The organism is Actinoplanes sp. KI2, from assembly GCF_025630775.1.
GTDB lineage: Bacteria > Actinomycetota > Actinomycetes > Mycobacteriales > Micromonosporaceae > Actinoplanes.
Genome location: NZ_JAOSZE010000042.1, coordinates 84,858 through 101,693 on the forward strand (window position 1 = coordinate 84,858; position 16,836 = coordinate 101,693).

Consider the following 16,836-nt stretch of genomic DNA (forward strand, 5'->3'; position numbering starts at 1 on the left):
GGCACGTCTACTACGCCCGTACCTTCAACTTCAGCTCGATGGGCACCAGTCGGGCGGGCGAGGCCCAGTCGACCGACTTCACCCTGCCCTCCGGCCTGCCGCGTGGCACCTACACGCTGTACGTCTCGGCGTGCGGTGTCTCGTCGGCCGGATACTCCTTCACCTACTGACATGACGCGTTTCCGAGTTGTCCTGCTCGCCGCCACGACAGCCGTCGTGGCGGCGGCGGGGGCCCTCGTCCTGGCCCGTTCCGAAGCCGCGACTCCCGTGCCGACCGAGCCCGAGGCCCGGGCCCTGATCGACAACTATCGCACCGACTCCACAACGAACATTTCCGAGACCATCCGGTACGCCGAGGCGGTCAGCACGACCGGCGCCTGCACCGACCCGCCGGGCACCTACACGATCTCCGCGCGGTACAGCATGATGCCGCCCTCGGCCGCGGCCGGCGCGACGGCCGTCGACGCCCTGCGAACGCACTGGGCCGACCTCGGCTACCGCGTCGTCACCGACGTGCCGGGCCAGAACTCGCAGCTGCTCGCCGAGGACCCGGCCACCGGCTTCCGCGTCGGGATCAGCCGGCGCACGGCCGGCTACCTGCGCCTGGCCGTCTCGTCGCCGTGCCTGACGCTGCCGTACCCGCCCGCGCCCCCGGTTCTTCCCCAAGAGCAGGCTTCCGTACGCGAGGCCTACCAGCAGTACGTGGGCGGCGTGCTGGACCGGCTCACCGGGGACGTGGCCGCGCTGCGGGCCGCGGTCGCCGGGTCCGACCGGGCGAAGGCCCGTTCCGCCTGGCTCACCGCGCAGTTGACCTGGGACCGGGTCGGCGCCGCGTACGGCAGCTTCGGCGAGTACGCGGACGCCGTCGACGGCCTGCCGCAGGGCCTGCCCGGCGGGGTCCGCGACCCGCACTTCACCGGCCTGCGCCGGATCGAGTACGGGCTCTGGCACGGCGCACCGCTCGGCACCCTGCTCCCGCTGGTCGACGCGGTTGCCGGGCAGGTCACCCGACTCCGCGGCGACCTGGCCGCCGCCACCCCGGACGCGATCGACCTGCCGCCGCGCGTACCCGAAATTCTGGAGGACGCCCTGCGCTTCCATCGCACCGGGCTGACCGACATGGGCGCCGGCAGCGGCCTGGCGGAGACGGCAGCGGCCGTCGACGCCACGGCGGCCCTGCTCGACCTGTTCGGCCCGCTGCTCGACGAACGCCGCCCGGCGTTGCGCCCGGCCGCCTACGCCAGGCTGGAAAACCTTCGACATGCGATTGCCGTACGCCGGGATGTCGACGCCGCTCTCGGCGGTGTGCTGGAAACCCTCGCCCAGGCTCCCGGGCTGCTGGAGGTGACTGGATCTTGACCGTCAACCGTCGCGACGCGCTCAAGCGGCTGACCGCCGGCGTGGTCGGCGTCGCCACCGTGGCGGCGCTGCCCGGCGCGTCCTCGGTGAAAGCCGCCGACGCAGCGCCCTCGTTCCACGGCCCGCACCAGGCCGGGATCTTCACGCCGCCGCAACGCAGCGCGATCTTCGCCGCCTTCGACATCGCCGTGTCGTCGGTCGCGGAGCTTCGGCAGACGATGCGGACGCTGACCGTCCGGGCCCGCATCCTCACCACCGGGGGAGAGCCGGCGGCCGGCCCGATCACCGCCCCACCGGCCGACAGCGGCGTGCTCGGGCCGGTCGTCCCCGCGGACCGGCTGACGATCACCGTCTCGGTCGGCGCCGCGCTGTTCGACGGGCGATTCGGCCTGACCGGGCGCAAGCCGCGCACGCTCACCACGATGAGGGTCTTCCCGGGTGACGCGCTCGAGCCCGCCTGGTGCCACGGCGACCTGCTGCTGCAGATCTGCGCGGACAACCCGGACACCGTCCACCACGCGCTGCGGGACATCGCCCGCAACACCCGGGGCAGCCTGGTGCTGCGCTACCGCCGCGCCGGTTTCCTCAGCCCGCCCCGGCCGTCCGGGACGCCGCGCAACCTGATGGGGTTCAAGGACGGCACCAGCAACCCGGTCGAGGCCGAGGGCGCCGGGCTGGTCTGGGCCGGGGCCGGCGAGCCGGACTGGGCGGCCGGCGGCAGCTACCAGGCGCTGCGGTTCATCCGGATGCACACCGAATTCTGGGACCGGGTGTCGCTCGCCGAGCAGGAGGCGATCATCGGCCGGCGGCGGGACAGCGGGGCGCCGCTGGACGGGGTCCACGAGCGGGACCGGCCCGACTACGAGCGGGACCCGGCGGGCGTGCTGATCCCGCTCGACGCGCACATCCGGCTGGCCAACCCGCGGACCGCGGAGACGGCGGGCAGCCGCATCCTCCGCCGCCCGTACAACTACGACGACGGGCTGGTACCCGGCGGCGGCCTGGACGCGGGCCTGATCTTCTGCGGGTACCAGCGGGACCTGCGGCGCGGGTTCGAGGCGGTGCAGAACCGGCTCGCCGGGGACCCGCTCAACGACTACATCCGGCCGTTCGGCGGCGGCTACTTCTTCGCGCTGCCCGGCGTGACGTCCGAGAACGACTGGTACGGCCGCGGCCTGCTCGGTTAGGTCGCGGGCGGCAAGGTCACTCGCGCCGGGTGAGGCGCCGGGGGGCGGACACCGCGATGCTGTTCGAGCGTGGGCACCCTGCTGATCGTCGGGATCATCCTGATCGCGTACGCCGCGACGTCCGCCCTGCTCGACCGGTGGGGCGTCACCTCGGCGATCGCATTCGTGACCGCCGGCCTGCTCGTCGGCGGGGCCGGCTGGTTCCACGCCGGGGCGGCGGGCGAGCCGGCCCGGCTGGTCACCGAGCTCGCCCTGGTGCTCCTGCTGTTCAGCGACTCGGCCCGGCTCGACCTGCGAGCGCTGCGGAGCCACCTGGCCTGGCCGAGCCGGCTGCTGCTGATCGGGTTGCCGCTGACCATTCTCCTCGGTACCGGCGCCGGCCTGCTGCTCTTCCCCGGCATCGGGCTCGCCGGCGCCTTCCTGCTCTCGACGATGCTCTGCCCGACCGACGCCGCGCTCGGCCAGCGGGTGGTGGAGGACCCGGCGGTGCCCGCCCGGGTGCGGCAGGCGCTGGACGTGGAGAGCGGTCTCAACGACGGCCTGGCGGTCCCGTTCTTCCTGGTGGCCCTGGACATCTCGCTGGCCACCCTGCACGACAGCCTGCCGTCGGCCGTGGTCCACAACGCCGCCGAGCAGATCGGCTGGGGGCTGGTCGCCGGAATCGGCAGCGGTGTCGTCGCCGGCCTGCTCTTCCGCCGCTCCGAGCAGCTGGGCCGGCTGCACGGTCAGTGGGTGCAGCTGTTCACCATCGCCGCGGCGCTGACCGGGTACGCCGGCGCGGTCACGCTCGGCGGCAGCGGCTTCATCGCCGCGTTCGTCGGCGGCGGGGCGTTCGGGCTGGTGTCCCGCGAACACGGCCTGCGGGCCACGTACTTCACCGAGGAGACGGGGAACCTGCTGGCCGCCGTGACCTGGATCGGCTTCGGCGCGGTGGCCTTCCGCACCGTCTGGCCGGAGATCTCCTGGCGGGTCCTGGCGTACGCGATCCTCAGCCTGACGGTCGTGCGGATGCTCCCGGTGGCGGTCGCCTTCATCGGCACCCGGGCCCGCTGGCAGACCGCCGTCTTCATCGGATGGTTCGGCCCGCGCGGTCTCGCCACGGTGGTGTTCGGCCTGATCGCGCTGGAGCACGGCATTCCGAACGCGAACCCGGTGCTGACCACCGTCGTCGTGACGGTGGCGCTCAGCGTGGTGCTGCACGGGCTGACCGCGGTGCCGCTGATCGCCGCGTACCGGCGCTGGTACGACCGCGCCCGCGCGGCGGGGCCGACCGGAGCCGAGGCTCAGGAGACCCCGCTGCCGCGCACCCGCCGGCGGCCCGCCTCCGCGGCGTGAGAAGCCCGCCGGCGGCCTGCCTCGGCAGCGTGAGAAGCCGGCGGCGGCTCGCCTTGGCAGCGTGCGGACGCGCTCAGGCCAACGCGAGCGCCGACTCCACCGCGTCGGCGATCTCGCGGTGCCCGGCGGCGTCGGGGTGGTCGCCGTCGCCGGCCAGCAGGGCGGTGTCGTTCTTCGTTCCGTCGGCGCCCTTGAACGCGGTGTAGAGGTCGACGTACGTGGCGCCCCCACCCCGGGCGGCCGCGGCGATCTGGTCGTTCTCCGCCCGGGTGAGGGCGACGCTGTTGCGCACGTAGGCGTCGCCGCGGGCGGCGGCCACGTCGCCGTCGAGGAAGACGTTCCAGTACCCGGTCACCAGGACGGCCGCGGACCGGTCGCCGAGCAGCGCGTCGACCCGGTCGAGCACGGCGTCGAGCCGGGCCGCCTGCCGCTGGAGGGTGGACCGGAAACAGTCGAGGCCGGGCGCGCCGCACGAGTCGTCGGCGACCGAGCCGGTGTCGAAGTCGTTCGCCCCGACGGTGATGATGACCAGGTCGGCGGCGGCGACCCGGCGGCGTACGGCGGCATCCGCGAGCTGGTCGAGCAGGCCGGCGGTGGTCAGGCCGCCCTCGGCGAGGTTCGACACGACGGCGTCGCGGCCCATCCGGCGAGCCTCGTGCCGGCCGACCAGCGAGACGTACGAGGCGCAGTCGCAGGCGCTGCCCGCCGGCACCGAGTCGCCCAGCCCCACCACCCGGTACGGCGACTTCGTCTCTGCGGCCGAGGCCGGCGACGGTGTAGCCACCGGCGCGGCGGCCGGCGACGCGGACCGGCTCAGCGCCCGCGCCGCCTGCGGCCCGGCGACCAGCAGCAGCGTCGCGGCGACCAGGACGCCGGCGATCGCGTACCCGCCGGCGCGGCGACCCCGGGCGGCGTGCGCGCTCATGCCGGCAAGGCTGCCCGGTCTTCCTAGGGATCACCCCAGGGTGTGCTGTGACCGCGCTGAATCTTCCGCGCCGGCCTGGACCGGCTTTCGCGCCATCGGACCAAGCTATCGGCATCGGCGTCGGCCGATCAGCGCCGAGGTACGCGCCCTGGCCCGGCCGGGGCCGGCTCGGTTAGCGTGCGCGGTATGACGAGACGGGCTCTGGTTCTGGGCGGCGGCGGGGTGACCGGCGTGGCCTGGGAGATCGGGATGCTGACCGGCCTGGCCGCGGCCGGGGTCGACCTGTCCGGCGCCGACGTCGTGATCGGCACGTCCGCCGGTTCGGTGGTGGGCGCGCTGGTGGCCGGCGGCCTCGACCCGCAGACCATGTACGCCGGCCAGCTCGCCCCGCCGGTCGCGGAGATTCCCGCCCGGCTGGCACTGCCGACGATCCTGCGCTGGGCGTGGGTGGCGGCCGGCCGGCGCGACGAGCAACGGGCCCGGGCCCGGATCGGGGCCATGGCTCTGGCCGCGCAGACCGTGCCGGAGGCCGACCGCCGGAAGGTCATCGCCGCCCGGCTGAACGACGCGGACTGGCCCGAGCGGCGGCTGCTGATCACCGCGGTCGACGCGCGGACCGGCGAGTTCGTGGTCTTCGACCGCGAGCACGGCGCCGGCCTGGTGGACGCGGTGGGCGCCAGTTGTGCGGTGCCTGGCGTGTGGCCGCCGGTCACCATCGGCGATCGCCGCTATGTCGACGGCGGCGTGCGATCGCCGGTGAACGCCGACCTCGCCGCCGGCTACGACCGCGTCGTGATCCTCGCGCCGGTGACCGCGAGCTTCGGCCCCAGCACCCGCATCGGCCGGCAGATGGACGGGCTCGGCGCCCGGGTCGTCCTGGTCCGGCCGGACCGGGCGGCCAAGCGCGCCTTCGGCCGGAACGTGCTCGATCCGGCTCGCCGCGCGCCGGCGGCACGGGCCGGTCACGCCCAGGCCGACCGGGAAGCGGCCGGGGTGGCCGCGGTGTGGTCCTGAGGGTTACAGCCATCCGGCGCGGCGCAGCAGCAGATAGAGGGTCGTGGCGCTGACCAGGATGAGGAGCATCACGCTCGGGTAGCCGTAGCGCCAGGTCAACTCGGGCATGTGCGCGAAGTTCATGCCGTAGATGCCGGCGATCGCGGTCGGCACCGCGGCGATGGCCGCCCACGAGGCGATCTTGCGCATGTCGTTGTTCTGGTCCACGCTCACCTGGGTGAGGCGTGCCTGGAGAAGGGCGTTGACCACATCGTCCAGGGCAACCACCTGCTCCACGGCGGCGGCGTTGTGGTCCGCGACGTCGCCGAAATAGCGCCGGATCTCCTTGGGCGGGTCGGCGAACTGCTTGCCGATCAGGTCGGCCAGCGCGCGCTGCAGCGGAAGCACCGCCGCCTTGAACTTCATCAGCTGGCGTTTGAGCTGGTAGATCTGCTCGACGGTGACCGGCGTCCCGGGCGCGAACAGGGCCGCCTCGGTCAGGTCGAGGTCGGTCTGCATCGCCGCCGCGATGTCGACGTAGCCGTCGACGAGACGGTCCAGAATGGCGTGCGCCACCGACCACGGGCCGTGCGCCAGCATCTCCGGGTGGGAGCTCAGGTCGGCCTGCAGCGAGCCGAACTCCATCACGGTGCCCTGCCGCACGGTGATGACGAAGTGCGGGCCGACGAAGAGCCGGACGAAACCGGTGCTGACGATCTCGCTGGTGGCGGTGACCCGTTCGTGCTCGACGTACCGGGCGGCGCGGACGACCAGGAACACCACGTCCTCGTACCGCTCGAGCTTCACCCGCTGCTCGCGCTGCAGGATGTCCTCGACCGCCAGCGGGTGCAGGCCGAAGACCTCGGCTACGCGGGCGAGCGCGGCCTCGGTGGGCTCGTGCAGACCGAGCCAGACGAAGGCGCCGTCCCGCTCTTGTGCCGTCTCGTACAGCCGCGTCAGGTCGGCGGCCGAGCCGGGGCTCTCCACCGCGATGCCGTCGACGAACAGGTCACAGCCCACTATGGCGGTGTGGTCGGCGCGTCGCTGGCCGACCGGCCGGAGCGGTTGCCAGTCGCGTCGGGCATCCAAGACTCTCGTCACCCCCGGTCGAAGCGTACGTCGAGGGTGGGCGGCGGTGGCATGCTTGACCGATGGCCACGCTGAAGGAGCCCGGCGCGGATTCGGTACGGCTGGAACCCGCCCCACGCTGGGTCGCGCCACTGTTCGCGGTGCTCGGCGCGGCCACCCTGCCGTGGACCGTCTACCTTGCGATGACGCTTCCGGCGCACGCGCACACCCGGCACTACCGGCTGGCGTGGGTCGGGTTCGACGCGATGCTGGTCGTGGTCCTGCTGGCGACCGCATTCCTCGCCGCGCGAGGCAACCGGCTCGTCGGGCTGCTGGCCACGGTCACCGCGACGATGCTCGTGGTGGACGCCTGGTTCGACGTGACCACGTCGGGCCACGCCGACCAGCCGGCGGCGATCCTGTCCGCGATCTTCATCGAGCTGCCGCTGGCCGCGGTGTGCGGCTGGATAGCGCTGCACGTCGATCAGGTCATCGAGCGCCGCATGCGCCGGCTCGCCCGGCGCGCCGCGCGCGGCGACCATCCGGGCCACGAGCCCGGACGCGCCGGGCACGACCTCACCCCGGGCTCCGATCGCGCGGCCGCCGGGGGCGCCGGCGGGCGATGACGGTCACGGCCGCGGCCACGGCGATCGCCAGGGGCTCGATGGTCAGACGTTGGTAACCGTCGATTCTGCGGTCTGTCGCGGTGGGCGGGGTCCATCCTCGGACAGAAGGGCTTGTCCATCGGCTCAGGCCCGCGGCGAGCGGTCACACCCGCACGATCCGGGAGTCGACCGGCGAAAGCGGATACCCGGGCCCATCGCAACGACCGTCGAGGTGACCGAAACCATGACCGCGAACCAGCCGACCGCCCTGGCACCCTCCGACGTCACCATCATGATCGACAGCCTGGTGTCCGCCGGATTGAAGGCGCTCGCCGACTACGACGCCTTCGACCAGGAGCAGATCGATCACATCGTGAAGAAGGCGTCGGTGGCGGCGCTCGACCAGCACGCCGCGCTGGCGAAGCTCGCCGTCGAGGAGACCGGCCGGGGCATCTTCGAGGACAAGGCGGTCAAGAACATCTTCGCCTGCGAGCACGTCACGCACGGCATGGCGAAGCTGCGCACGGTCGGTGTGATCAGCGAGGACGACATCAGCGGGATCACCGAGATCGCGGATCCGGTCGGGGTCATCGCCGGGATCACCCCGACCACCAACCCGACCTCGACGGCGATCTTCAAGGCCCTGCTCGCGCTCAAGACCCGCAACCCGATCGTGTTCGCGTTCCACCCGGCCGCGCAGCGGTGCAGCGCCGCGGCGGCGAAGGTCGTCCGGGACGCCGCGATCGCCGCCGGGGCGCCGGAGAACTGCATCCAGTGGATCGAGCAGCCCTCCGTCCAGGCCACCACCGCCCTCATGCACCACGACGGCATCGCCACGATCCTGGCCACCGGCGGCAACAGCATGGTGCGGGCGGCGTACTCGGCGGGCAAACCCGCGCTCGGTGTCGGCGCCGGCAACGTGCCGGCCTGGATCGAGGCGAGCGCGAAACTCCCGCGGGCGGTCAACGACATCGTGTTGTCGAAGTCGTTCGACAACGGCATGGTCTGCGCCTCCGAACAGGCGGCGATCCTCGACGATGTGATCTACGACGCGGCGCTGGAGGAGTTTCGCGGGTTGCACGCGCACCTCGCCTCCGCCGACGAGAAACGGCAGCTGGAGGAGTTCATCTTCGGCGCCGCGGCGTACGGGACCGCGTGCAGCGGCGCGAAGCTCAACCCGGACGTGGTGGGGCAGTCCCCGGCCTGGATCGCCGAGCACGCCGGGTTCAGCGTCCCGCCGGACACCTCGGTGATCCTGGTCGAGGTCGGCGAGGTAGGCCCGAACGAGCCGTTGACCCGGGAGAAGCTGTGCCCGGTCCTGGCCGTGCTGCGGGTCCATTCGCGGGAGGAAGGGCTGCGGGCCGCCACCGAGATGGTGGAGTTCCACGGCCTCGGGCACAGCGCGGTGATCCACACCGAGGACCCGGATCTCGTCGTCGAGTTCGGGCAGCGGGTCAAGGCGGTCCGGGTGATCTGGAACTCGCCGTCGTCGCAGGGCGGCATCGGCGACATGTACAACGCGTTCCTGCCGTCGCTGACGCTGGGCTGTGGCAGCTACGGGCGCAACTCGGTGTCGGACAACGTGTCGGCGGTCAACCTCATCAACATCAAGCGGATCGGGCGGCGCACCAACAACATGCAGTGGTTCAAGGTGCCGTCGAAGATCTACTTCGAGCCGAACGCCATCCGCTACCTGAGCGACATGCCCGACGTGCGCCGGGTCACCGTCGTCACCGACGCGACGATGACCAGGCTCGGGTTCGTCGACCGGATCAGCCGGGTCCTGCAGAGCCACCCGAACCACGTGGTGCTCCAGATCATCGACGACGTGGAGCCGGAACCGCGGATGACCACCGTCGACCGCGGCGCCGAGCTGATGCGCTCGTTCCGCCCGGACACGATCGTCGCGCTCGGCGGCGGCTCGGCGATGGACGCGGCCAAGGTGATGTGGCTCAAGTACGAGCACCCGGAGGTCGACTTCGAGGACATGCGGCAGAAGTTCTTCGACATCCGCAAGCGGGCGTTCGCCTTCCCGACCCTCGGCGAGCGGGCGCGCCTCGTCTGCGTGCCGACGACCTCGGGCACCGGCGCGGAGGTGACGCCGTTCGCGGTCATCAGCGACCACCGCACCGGCAAGAAGTATCCGCTGGCCGACTACGCGCTGACCCCGACGGTCGCGATCGTCGACCCGGCGCTGACCGCGAGCATGCCGCAGGCGATCGCCGCCGACAGCGGTTTCGACGCGCTCACCCACGCGATCGAGGCGTACGTCTCGGTCTACGCCAACGACTTCACCGACGGTCTCGCCCTGCACGCCATCCGGCTGATCTTCGCCAACATCGAGCAGTCGGTGACGAAGGGCGACCCCGACGCCCGGGAGCGGATGCACAACGCGGGCACGATCGCCGGGATGGCGTTCGGCAGCGCGTTCCTCGGCATCGTGCACGCCATGTCGCACACGCTCGGCGCGACCTTCCACATCGCGCACGGCCGCACCAACGCGGTGCTGTTGCCGCACGTGATCCGCTACAACGGCGGCGCCCCGTCGAAGCTGTCCGGCTGGCCGAAGTACGAGAGCTACCGGGCGCCGCAGCGGTTCGCCGAGATCGCCGGCATGCTCGGCCTGCCCGCCGACAGCCCCGCCGAGGCGGTGGAGGCGCTCGCCACCGCGATCGAGCGGCTGCGGACCGCGGTCGGCATCGAGTCGTCGTTCGCCCAGCTCGGCGTCGACGAGAAGGCGTTCCTCGCCGCCCTGCCGCAGCAGGCGCTGAACGCGTACGAGGACCAGTGCGCGCCGGCCAACCCGCGGGCGCCGATGCTCGAGGACATGCAGCAGATCATGGTCGCCGCGTTCCACGGCACGGGCCGGGAGCTGCCGGGGCGCCGGCCCGAGACGGGCCTCACGCGCAAGCTCACCGCCGAGCCGTCCGGTGTTCGGCGGTGATGTCTGACCGATGCCGTTCGTCGGAAATCCCGCGGCGACCGGACCACCATGGGAAGGGACACGACCGGGGGGATCGACATGACCGCGACCGTTCTCGACACCACCACCGCCGGCCTGGACGCGTGGCGCGGATTCGCCGGCGAGGACTGGCGGACCAGTATCGCCGTACGCGACTTCATCCAGGCCAACTACGAGCCGTACGCCGGGGACGCGTCGTTCCTGGCCGGCCCGACCGACCGCACCCGCGACATCTGGCGGCAGCTGTCGGCGATGTTCCCGGTCGAGCGGGAACGCGGCATCTACGACGTCGATGCGGTCACCCCCTCGACGATCATCAGCCATCAGCCGGGCTACATCGACCAGGACAAGGAGCTGATCGTCGGGCTGCAGACCGACGCGCCGCTGCGCCGCGCGATCATCCCGAACGGCGGCTGGCGGATGGTCGAGGGCGGGCTCAAGGCGTACGGATACGCACCCGACCCGGCCGTCGCGGAGATCTTCACGAAGTACCGCAAGACCCACAACGCCGGCGTGTTCGACGCCTACACCCCGGACATCCTCGCCGCCCGCAAGTCGCACATCATCACCGGCCTGCCCGACGCGTACGGTCGCGGCCGGATCATCGGCGACTACCGGCGCGTCGCCCTGTACGGCGTCGACCAGCTGATCACCGCGAAGCAGGCCGACAAGGACGCCTGCGCGACGGATGCCATGACCGAGGACAGGATCCGCCGCCGCGAGGAGCTGTCCGAGCAGATCCGTGCCCTGGCCGAGCTCAAGCAGATGGCGGCCGGCTACGGATATGACATCGCCGGACCGGCCCGCACCGGCCGGGAGGCCATCCAGTGGCTGTACTTCGCCTACCTGGCCGCGGTGAAGGAGCAGAACGGCGCCGCGATGTCGCTCGGCCGCACGTCCACCTTCATCGACATCTATCTGCAGCGTGACCTCGCCGAGCACCGGCTCACCGAGTCCGAGGCGCAGGAGCTGGTCGACGACTTTGTGATCAAGCTGCGGATCGTGCGGTTCCTGCGCACCCCGGAGTACGACGAGTTGTTCTCCGGCGACCCGACCTGGGTCACCGAGGCGATCGGCGGGATCGGCGCCGACGGCCGCCCGCTGGTCACCCGCAGCAGCTTCCGGTACCTGCAGACCCTCTACAACCTGGGCCCGGCGCCGGAGCCGAACCTGACCGTGCTCTGGTCGGCCGGGCTGCCGCAGGGCTTCAAGGAGTTCTGCGCGCAGGTGTCGATCGACACCAGCGCCATCCAGTACGAGTCCGACGAGCTGATGCGTCCCCGCTTCGGCGACGACACCGCGATCGCCTGCTGCGTGTCGGCGATGGCCGTCGGCAAGCAGATGCAGTTCTTCGGCGCCCGGATCAACCTCGCCAAGACCCTGCTGTACGGGATCAACGGTGGCCGCGACGAGATCAGCGGCGCCCAGGTCGGCCCGGCCCTGCCTCCGCTGGAGGGCGACGTGCTGGACTACGCGCTGGTCGACGCGCGGTTCGACACGATGATGGACTGGCTGGCCGCCACCTACGTCAACGCTCTCAACATCATCCACTACATGCACGACAAGTACGCGTACGAGCGCATCGAGATGGCCCTGCACGACACCGACATCCTGCGCACCCTGGCCTGCGGCATCGCCGGTCTGTCGGTGGCCGCCGACTCGCTGTCGGCGATCAAGTACGCCACCGTGCGGCCGGTGCGCGACGACCGCGGCCTGATCGTCGACTACCTGGTCGAGGGCGACTTCCCGACCTACGGCAACAACGACGACCGCGTCGACGGCATCGCCGTCCGGCTGGTCGAGAGGTTCATGGCCAAGATCCGCACGCACCCGACGTACCGGCAGGCGGTGCACACCCAGTCGGTGCTGACCATCACCTCGAACGTCGTCTACGGCAAGCACACCGGCAGCACGCCGGACGGCCGGCGGGCCGGGCAGCCGTTCGCGCCGGGGGCGAACCCGATGAACGGCCGCGACAAGCACGGGATGGTCGCCGCGGCGCTGTCGGTCGCGAAGCTGCCGTACGAGCAGGCCCTGGACGGGATCTCGCTGACCACCACGGTCACCCCGAACGGTCTGGGCAACTCCCGCGACGAGCAGGTCCGCAACCTGGTCGGTGTCCTCGACGGCTACACCACGCAGTACGGGTTCCACATGAACATCAACGTGCTCAACCGCGCCACCCTGGAGGACGCGATGGCGCACCCGGAGAACTATCCGCAGCTGACCATCCGGGTCTCCGGGTACGCGGTGAACTTCGTGCGCCTGACCGCCGAGCAGCAGCGGGACGTCATCTCCCGCACCTTCCACGGCGCGCTGTGAACGCCGTCGTCCAGCGCCCCGACCTGGGAATCGCCCCGGCCGGGACGCGCACGCCCGGTGAGCTCGTCGCGCTGGTGCACTCGTGGGACGTGGTGACCGCCTCCGACGGGCCCGGCACCCGGTTCGTCACCTTCCTGGCCGGCTGTCCGCTGCGCTGCCTGTACTGCCAGAACCCGGACACCTGGGAGGGCCGCAACGGCCAGCGGATCACCCTCGACGACCTGGTCGCCAAGATGCTCACCTTCTCCGGTTTCATCCGGGCGTCCGGGGGAGGGGTGACCGTCTCCGGCGGCGAGCCGCTGCTGCAGAGCGACTTCGTCGAGGCGTACCTGCACCGCTGCAAGCAGGAAGGGCTGCACACCGCCCTGGACACCGCCGGGTACCTCGGCGCCCGGGCCAGCGACCAGCTGCTCGACGACACCGACCTGGTCCTGCTCGATGTCAAATCCAGCAACACGGAGACGTACCGGAAGCTGACCAGCGTCGATCTGTATCCGACCATCGTCTTCGGCGACCGGCTCGCCGCCCGGGGCAACCGCATCCGCATCCGGTTCGTGCTCGTGCCCGGCCTGACCGACGCCCCGGACAACGTCGCGGGCGTCGCCGAGGTCGCCGCCGACTGGGGTCCGGTCGAGCAGGGTGGCGTGGTCGAGCAGGTCGACATCCTCGGCTACCACCGGCTCGGCGTGGCCAAGTACGAGGCGCTCGGGCTGGAGTATCCGCTGGCGGACATCGCGCCGCCGACCGCGGAGCAACTCGCCGCGGCCGCCGAGCACTTCACCAGCCGCGGCCTGCGCGTCACCACGCAATGACCCGAACCTCGGCCGGGGCGGTGCTTGCCGGGGCATCGGCCGTGCGGGAGAGTCGCCGTATGACGAACGAACGAGCCGGCGTCGCACAGACCCTTGCCTGGCAGGGGCTGGCGAACCGGATCGTACGAGGACTGTTGCGGGCGCCGCTGGTGTCCCGCGGCATCGGGAAACGACTGATCACGCTGTATGTGGTGGGGCGCAAGTCCGGGAAGCACTACGCCGTTCCGGTTGCGTACACCCCGCACGAGGGGGCCCTGCTGATCGGGTCGCCGTTCGGATGGGGCCGCAACCTGCGGACCGGTGATCCGATCGAGGTCCGGTACAAGGGCCGACGACGTACGGCGGATGTTGTCGTACACGCCGACGAGGACGCGGTGGTCGAGGATTACGCCGTGATCGCGCGCGACAACCGCAACTTCGCCCAGTTCAACCGGATCGGGTTCGACGAGCGTGGCAATCCCGATCCGGCGGATCTGCGAGCGGCTTGGGTCGCGGGCGCCCGGTCCTTCCGGTTGACCCTGCGCTGACCGGGGTCAGGTGGCGCGGTTCCAGCGGGCGCCCAGCTCGGCCTGGGTGGGTGCGGTGCCGGTCAGGGCGCCGTACGAGCTCGCCGCGGTGCGCAGGCCGGCGAGGTGCATGTCGAGGTAGCGCCGGCGCAGTTCGCGGATCCGCTCGGCATCGCCGAGACGGATCGCGGCGAGTTGCTCGTAGACCATCGTCAGGTCGGTGTTCCGGAGGTCAGGGCGGACCGCGCCGTTCTGCTGGGCGCGGTGCAGGATGGCGTCGGCGAGCACACCCGCCCGGGCGGCGAGCTCGCGGTGCTCCGGCGTGGGCGTGAACCGGCCGGCGAGATGCACCGTGAGGGAGTGGACGTCGGCGTCGACGATCCCGCGCAGGAACTGGACGAACCCCTCCCACGGGTCGGCGAGCTCGCCCGCCTGCTGCGCGATCGTGACGAACTCCTGCAGCCCGTCCAGGCAGAGCGTCGCCAGCAGGGCCTCTTTGCTGGGGTAGCGCCGGTACAGCGCGCTGATCCCGACGCCTGCCACCCGGGCGACCTCGCCGATCGGGGCGTCCGGTTCCGCGATGAAGACCGTCCGCGCGGAGGCGAGGATCGCGTCGTCGTTGCGGGCGGCCTGGGCCCGTCGGCCGTTGAGGACCCTCCGCTCGGTGTGCTCGCTCATGGTCACCCTCCGCCTGGTCAAGGAGCGTCGTCAGATTAGCACTTGTGCGGAACGGAGCGTTCCGTTACGCTGCAGGAACGGAACGATTCGTTCCGTTCCGAAGTTGCCAGACCGCACTGCCGAGGAGAAATGATGACCACCTCCACCTGGACGATCCTGGACCACGCCCACACGGCGCTGCGCGCCGCGACCGCCGCGCTGACCACCGCCGACCTCGGCCGGGCGACCCCCTGCGCCGAGTGGACCGTCGCCCAGGTGCTCCAGCACGCGGCCGGCGACCAGCTCGCCTACGTCTCGGCGATCACCGGGGAGGGCGGCCCGGCGGAAAATCCGTTCGCGCCCTCCGGCGTCCTGGCCGGCACCCCGGCCGAGCTGGTCGAGCCCGCCCTCACCGCGTCGGCCGTCGCCTTCGCCTCGGTCGACCCGGCCGCGTCGACGCCGACCCCGCTGCCGCAGGGTGCCCTGCCCGCCGCCACCGCGGCCGGTGCCGCCGCCCTCGACGCCGGCGTCCATGCCTGGGACGTCGCGGTCGCGACCGGTCAGCGCTCGCCGCTCGACGACGAGCTCGCCGCGCGGTTGCTGTCCGTGGCCCGGGCGATCGTCGAGCCGTTGCGCCCGTACGGCGCCTACGCCCCCGCGCTGGAGTCCCACGAGGACGACGGCGCCGCGGCGGAGCTGCTGCGCTACCTCGGCCGCGACCCGCACTGGTCGCCGGCTCGCTGAGGCGTCGTCGTCGCCCGATGAAAGGTGGTCAGCCGGAAACCGCGGTGGGCACCGGCCACCGCGTGCAAAATATCCTCAGAAATCCGGTGCGAAGCATCGCGTTCGGTCAATGGGATTGTCAACCATCGGCTGACCTGCATCGATGTCCACTTCGGAACGTCTCGGAATCGCGGTGTGGACCGACTTGCGGCAAATGCCCGCCATGACAGGCGATCCGCACCTGCCCTACGATCTCGTCCGAACACCGGCCGGACGTATCGGCGTTCATCGACCCGGCGAGCACGAAGCCATTTCCGCCGCCGGATGGCGGCTCAGGAGGCCATTGATGATCAGACGTTCTCGTGCGCTGGCGGCGGTACTGCTGACCGCAGTGCTCGTGACCACGAGCGCCTGCTCGGGCTCGGACAAGAAGGACAGCAGCGCCGCGGCGGCCAACGGAAAGAGCGGCGAGCCCACGAAGGTCAGCTACGTGACCGGGTTCGGCGCGGTGGGCCGGGACGCCTTCGCCTGGGTGGCGAAGGAGAAGGGCTACTTCCAGGCCGCCGGCTTGGACGTCGACATCCAGAAGGGCGCCGGCAACACCCAGAACCTGACGCTGCTCAAGTCCGGGCAGGTTCAGTTCGCGGCCATGGACTTCTCCGGCGCCACGGTGCTGTCCGGCCAGGGCAAGTTCACCAACTGGCGCGCGGTCGCCGCGATCCACCAGCAGACGCTGGTTTCGATCATGACGACGAAGGACACCGGCATCACCAAGCCGACCGACCTGGCGGGCAAGAAGATCGCGACCGGCAGCGGAACGGTCAGCGAGCTGCTGTTCCCCGCGTACGCGAAGCTCGCCGGCCTGGATCCCAAGACGGTGACCATGCAGGGCGTGCAGCCCACCGCGCTGAACGGTCTGATGGCGCAGCGCAAGGTGGACGCGCTGAGCACCTTCCTGCTCAGCAAGAAGGCGCTCGAGACGACCTCCAAGAAGGAGGTCGTGGTCATGCCGTACAGCGACTACCTCGGCGACCTGTTCGGCAACGTCATCGTCGCCCGCGACGACGTCATCAACTCCGACAAGGAACTGGTCAAGAAGTTCGTCGGCGCGATGCTGCAGGGCCTGCAGTACACCCTGGACCACCCGGACGAGGCGGCCGCGATCCTCAACAAGGCCGAGCCGTCCGCCAAGATCCCGGCCGCGATCGGCGAGATCACCGCGATGAAGCCGTACACGTCGCCGCCGAACGGCGCCCCGCTCGGCTACCTCGACCAGCAGCGGGTGGCCCGGAGCATCGCCGTCCTGCAGGGCAACGGCCTGATGCCGGCCGGACTGACGCCCGACAAGGTTGCCGACTTCAGCTTCGTGACGCAGAGCTGAC

Annotated in this window: 14 protein-coding genes; 11 read left to right on the plus strand and 3 right to left on the minus strand. The window is 71.5% G+C overall.

Annotated features, from left to right (window positions below):
- Positions 1–171: 171 nt before the first annotated feature.
- From ODJ79_RS35870 to ODJ79_RS35880, 3 genes are all read left to right on the plus strand, one after another.
- Positions 172–1,359 (plus strand): EfeM/EfeO family lipoprotein, encoded by a 1,188-nt coding sequence (locus tag ODJ79_RS35870; RefSeq protein ID WP_263028107.1) that lies wholly within the window; start codon positions 172–174, stop codon positions 1,357–1,359.
- The gene (locus ODJ79_RS35875; RefSeq protein WP_263028108.1) at positions 1,356–2,546 is read left to right on the plus strand and encodes a Dyp-type peroxidase; all 1,191 of its coding nucleotides are present in this window, start codon (positions 1,356–1,358) and stop codon (positions 2,544–2,546) included. The genes ODJ79_RS35870 and ODJ79_RS35875 overlap by 4 nt, the downstream gene beginning before the upstream one ends.
- 69 nt (positions 2,547–2,615) lie before the next feature.
- Positions 2,616–3,881, plus strand: a complete 1,266-nt coding sequence (locus tag ODJ79_RS35880; protein ID WP_263028109.1) for a cation:proton antiporter — start codon at positions 2,616–2,618, stop codon at positions 3,879–3,881.
- Positions 3,882–3,954: 73 nt separating this feature from the next.
- Here ODJ79_RS35880 and ODJ79_RS35885 read toward each other — a convergent pair whose 3' ends face one another.
- Entirely contained in the window at positions 3,955–4,806 is an 852-nt protein-coding gene (locus ODJ79_RS35885) for an SGNH/GDSL hydrolase family protein (protein WP_263028110.1), read from the minus strand.
- A 186-nt stretch (positions 4,807–4,992) separates the two neighbouring features.
- Between ODJ79_RS35885 and ODJ79_RS35890 the strand changes: the two genes are divergently transcribed.
- Positions 4,993–5,820, plus strand: a complete 828-nt coding sequence (locus tag ODJ79_RS35890; RefSeq protein ID WP_263028111.1) for a patatin-like phospholipase family protein — start codon at positions 4,993–4,995, stop codon at positions 5,818–5,820.
- A 3-nt stretch (positions 5,821–5,823) separates the two neighbouring features.
- On the opposite strand, the gene corA is transcribed toward ODJ79_RS35890, so the two are convergent.
- Complete coding sequence (gene corA / locus ODJ79_RS35895; protein WP_263028112.1) at positions 5,824–6,888, minus strand: magnesium/cobalt transporter CorA; 1,065 nt, start codon at positions 6,886–6,888, stop codon at positions 5,824–5,826.
- A gap of 62 nt (positions 6,889–6,950) precedes the next feature.
- On the opposite strand from corA, the gene ODJ79_RS35900 reads away from it, so the two are divergent.
- The 5 genes from ODJ79_RS35900 (at position 6,951) to ODJ79_RS35920 (ending at position 14,095) form a co-directional block, all read left to right on the plus strand.
- Positions 6,951–7,493, plus strand: a complete 543-nt coding sequence (locus tag ODJ79_RS35900; RefSeq protein ID WP_263028113.1) for a hypothetical protein — start codon at positions 6,951–6,953, stop codon at positions 7,491–7,493.
- Between the two features lie 223 nt (positions 7,494–7,716).
- The gene (gene adhE, locus ODJ79_RS35905) at positions 7,717–10,416 is read left to right on the plus strand and encodes a bifunctional acetaldehyde-CoA/alcohol dehydrogenase (protein ID WP_263028114.1); all 2,700 of its coding nucleotides are present in this window, start codon (positions 7,717–7,719) and stop codon (positions 10,414–10,416) included.
- A 78-nt stretch (positions 10,417–10,494) separates the two neighbouring features.
- Entirely contained in the window at positions 10,495–12,756 is a 2,262-nt protein-coding gene (gene pflB / locus ODJ79_RS35910; protein WP_263028115.1) for a formate C-acetyltransferase, read from the plus strand.
- Positions 12,753–13,568, plus strand: a complete 816-nt coding sequence (pflA, locus tag ODJ79_RS35915; RefSeq protein WP_263028116.1) for a pyruvate formate-lyase-activating protein — start codon at positions 12,753–12,755, stop codon at positions 13,566–13,568. The genes pflB and pflA overlap by 4 nt, the downstream gene beginning before the upstream one ends.
- 59 nt (positions 13,569–13,627) lie before the next feature.
- Positions 13,628–14,095, plus strand: coding sequence for a hypothetical protein (locus ODJ79_RS35920; RefSeq protein ID WP_263028117.1), 468 nt, complete (start codon positions 13,628–13,630; stop codon positions 14,093–14,095).
- Positions 14,096–14,101: 6 nt separating this feature from the next.
- Here the strand turns inward: ODJ79_RS35920 and ODJ79_RS35925 are convergent, their stop codons facing one another.
- Complete coding sequence (locus ODJ79_RS35925; RefSeq protein WP_263028118.1) at positions 14,102–14,752, minus strand: TetR/AcrR family transcriptional regulator; 651 nt, start codon at positions 14,750–14,752, stop codon at positions 14,102–14,104.
- A 132-nt stretch (positions 14,753–14,884) separates the two neighbouring features.
- On the opposite strand from ODJ79_RS35925, the gene ODJ79_RS35930 reads away from it, so the two are divergent.
- A complete protein-coding gene (locus ODJ79_RS35930; protein WP_263028119.1) occupies positions 14,885–15,475 on the plus strand; it encodes a TIGR03086 family metal-binding protein in 591 nt (196 codons plus the stop codon).
- A 325-nt stretch (positions 15,476–15,800) separates the two neighbouring features.
- Positions 15,801–16,835: an ABC transporter substrate-binding protein gene (locus ODJ79_RS35935; RefSeq protein WP_263028120.1), complete on the plus strand. Its 1,035-nt coding sequence runs from the start codon at positions 15,801–15,803 to the stop codon at positions 16,833–16,835.
- Position 16,836: the final 1 nt, after the last annotated feature.

Coding starts and splice junctions, on each gene's coding strand:
- ODJ79_RS35890 (WP_263028111.1), top strand. CDS start 4,993: ATGACGAGACGGGCTCTGGTTCTGGGCGGCGGCGGGGTGACCGGCGTG.
- ODJ79_RS35920 (WP_263028117.1), top strand. CDS start 13,628: ATGACGAACGAACGAGCCGGCGTCGCACAGACCCTTGCCTGGCAGGGG.
- ODJ79_RS35870 (WP_263028107.1), top strand. CDS start 172: ATGACGCGTTTCCGAGTTGTCCTGCTCGCCGCCACGACAGCCGTCGTG.
- adhE (WP_263028114.1), top strand. CDS start 7,717: ATGACCGCGAACCAGCCGACCGCCCTGGCACCCTCCGACGTCACCATC.
- ODJ79_RS35925 (WP_263028118.1), bottom strand. CDS start 14,752: ATGAGCGAGCACACCGAGCGGAGGGTCCTCAACGGCCGACGGGCCCAG.
- ODJ79_RS35900 (WP_263028113.1), top strand. CDS start 6,951: ATGGCCACGCTGAAGGAGCCCGGCGCGGATTCGGTACGGCTGGAACCC.
- ODJ79_RS35935 (WP_263028120.1), top strand. CDS start 15,801: ATGATCAGACGTTCTCGTGCGCTGGCGGCGGTACTGCTGACCGCAGTG.
- pflB (WP_263028115.1), top strand. CDS start 10,495: ATGACCGCGACCGTTCTCGACACCACCACCGCCGGCCTGGACGCGTGG.
- ODJ79_RS35885 (WP_263028110.1), bottom strand. CDS start 4,806: ATGAGCGCGCACGCCGCCCGGGGTCGCCGCGCCGGCGGGTACGCGATC.
- ODJ79_RS35930 (WP_263028119.1), top strand. CDS start 14,885: ATGACCACCTCCACCTGGACGATCCTGGACCACGCCCACACGGCGCTG.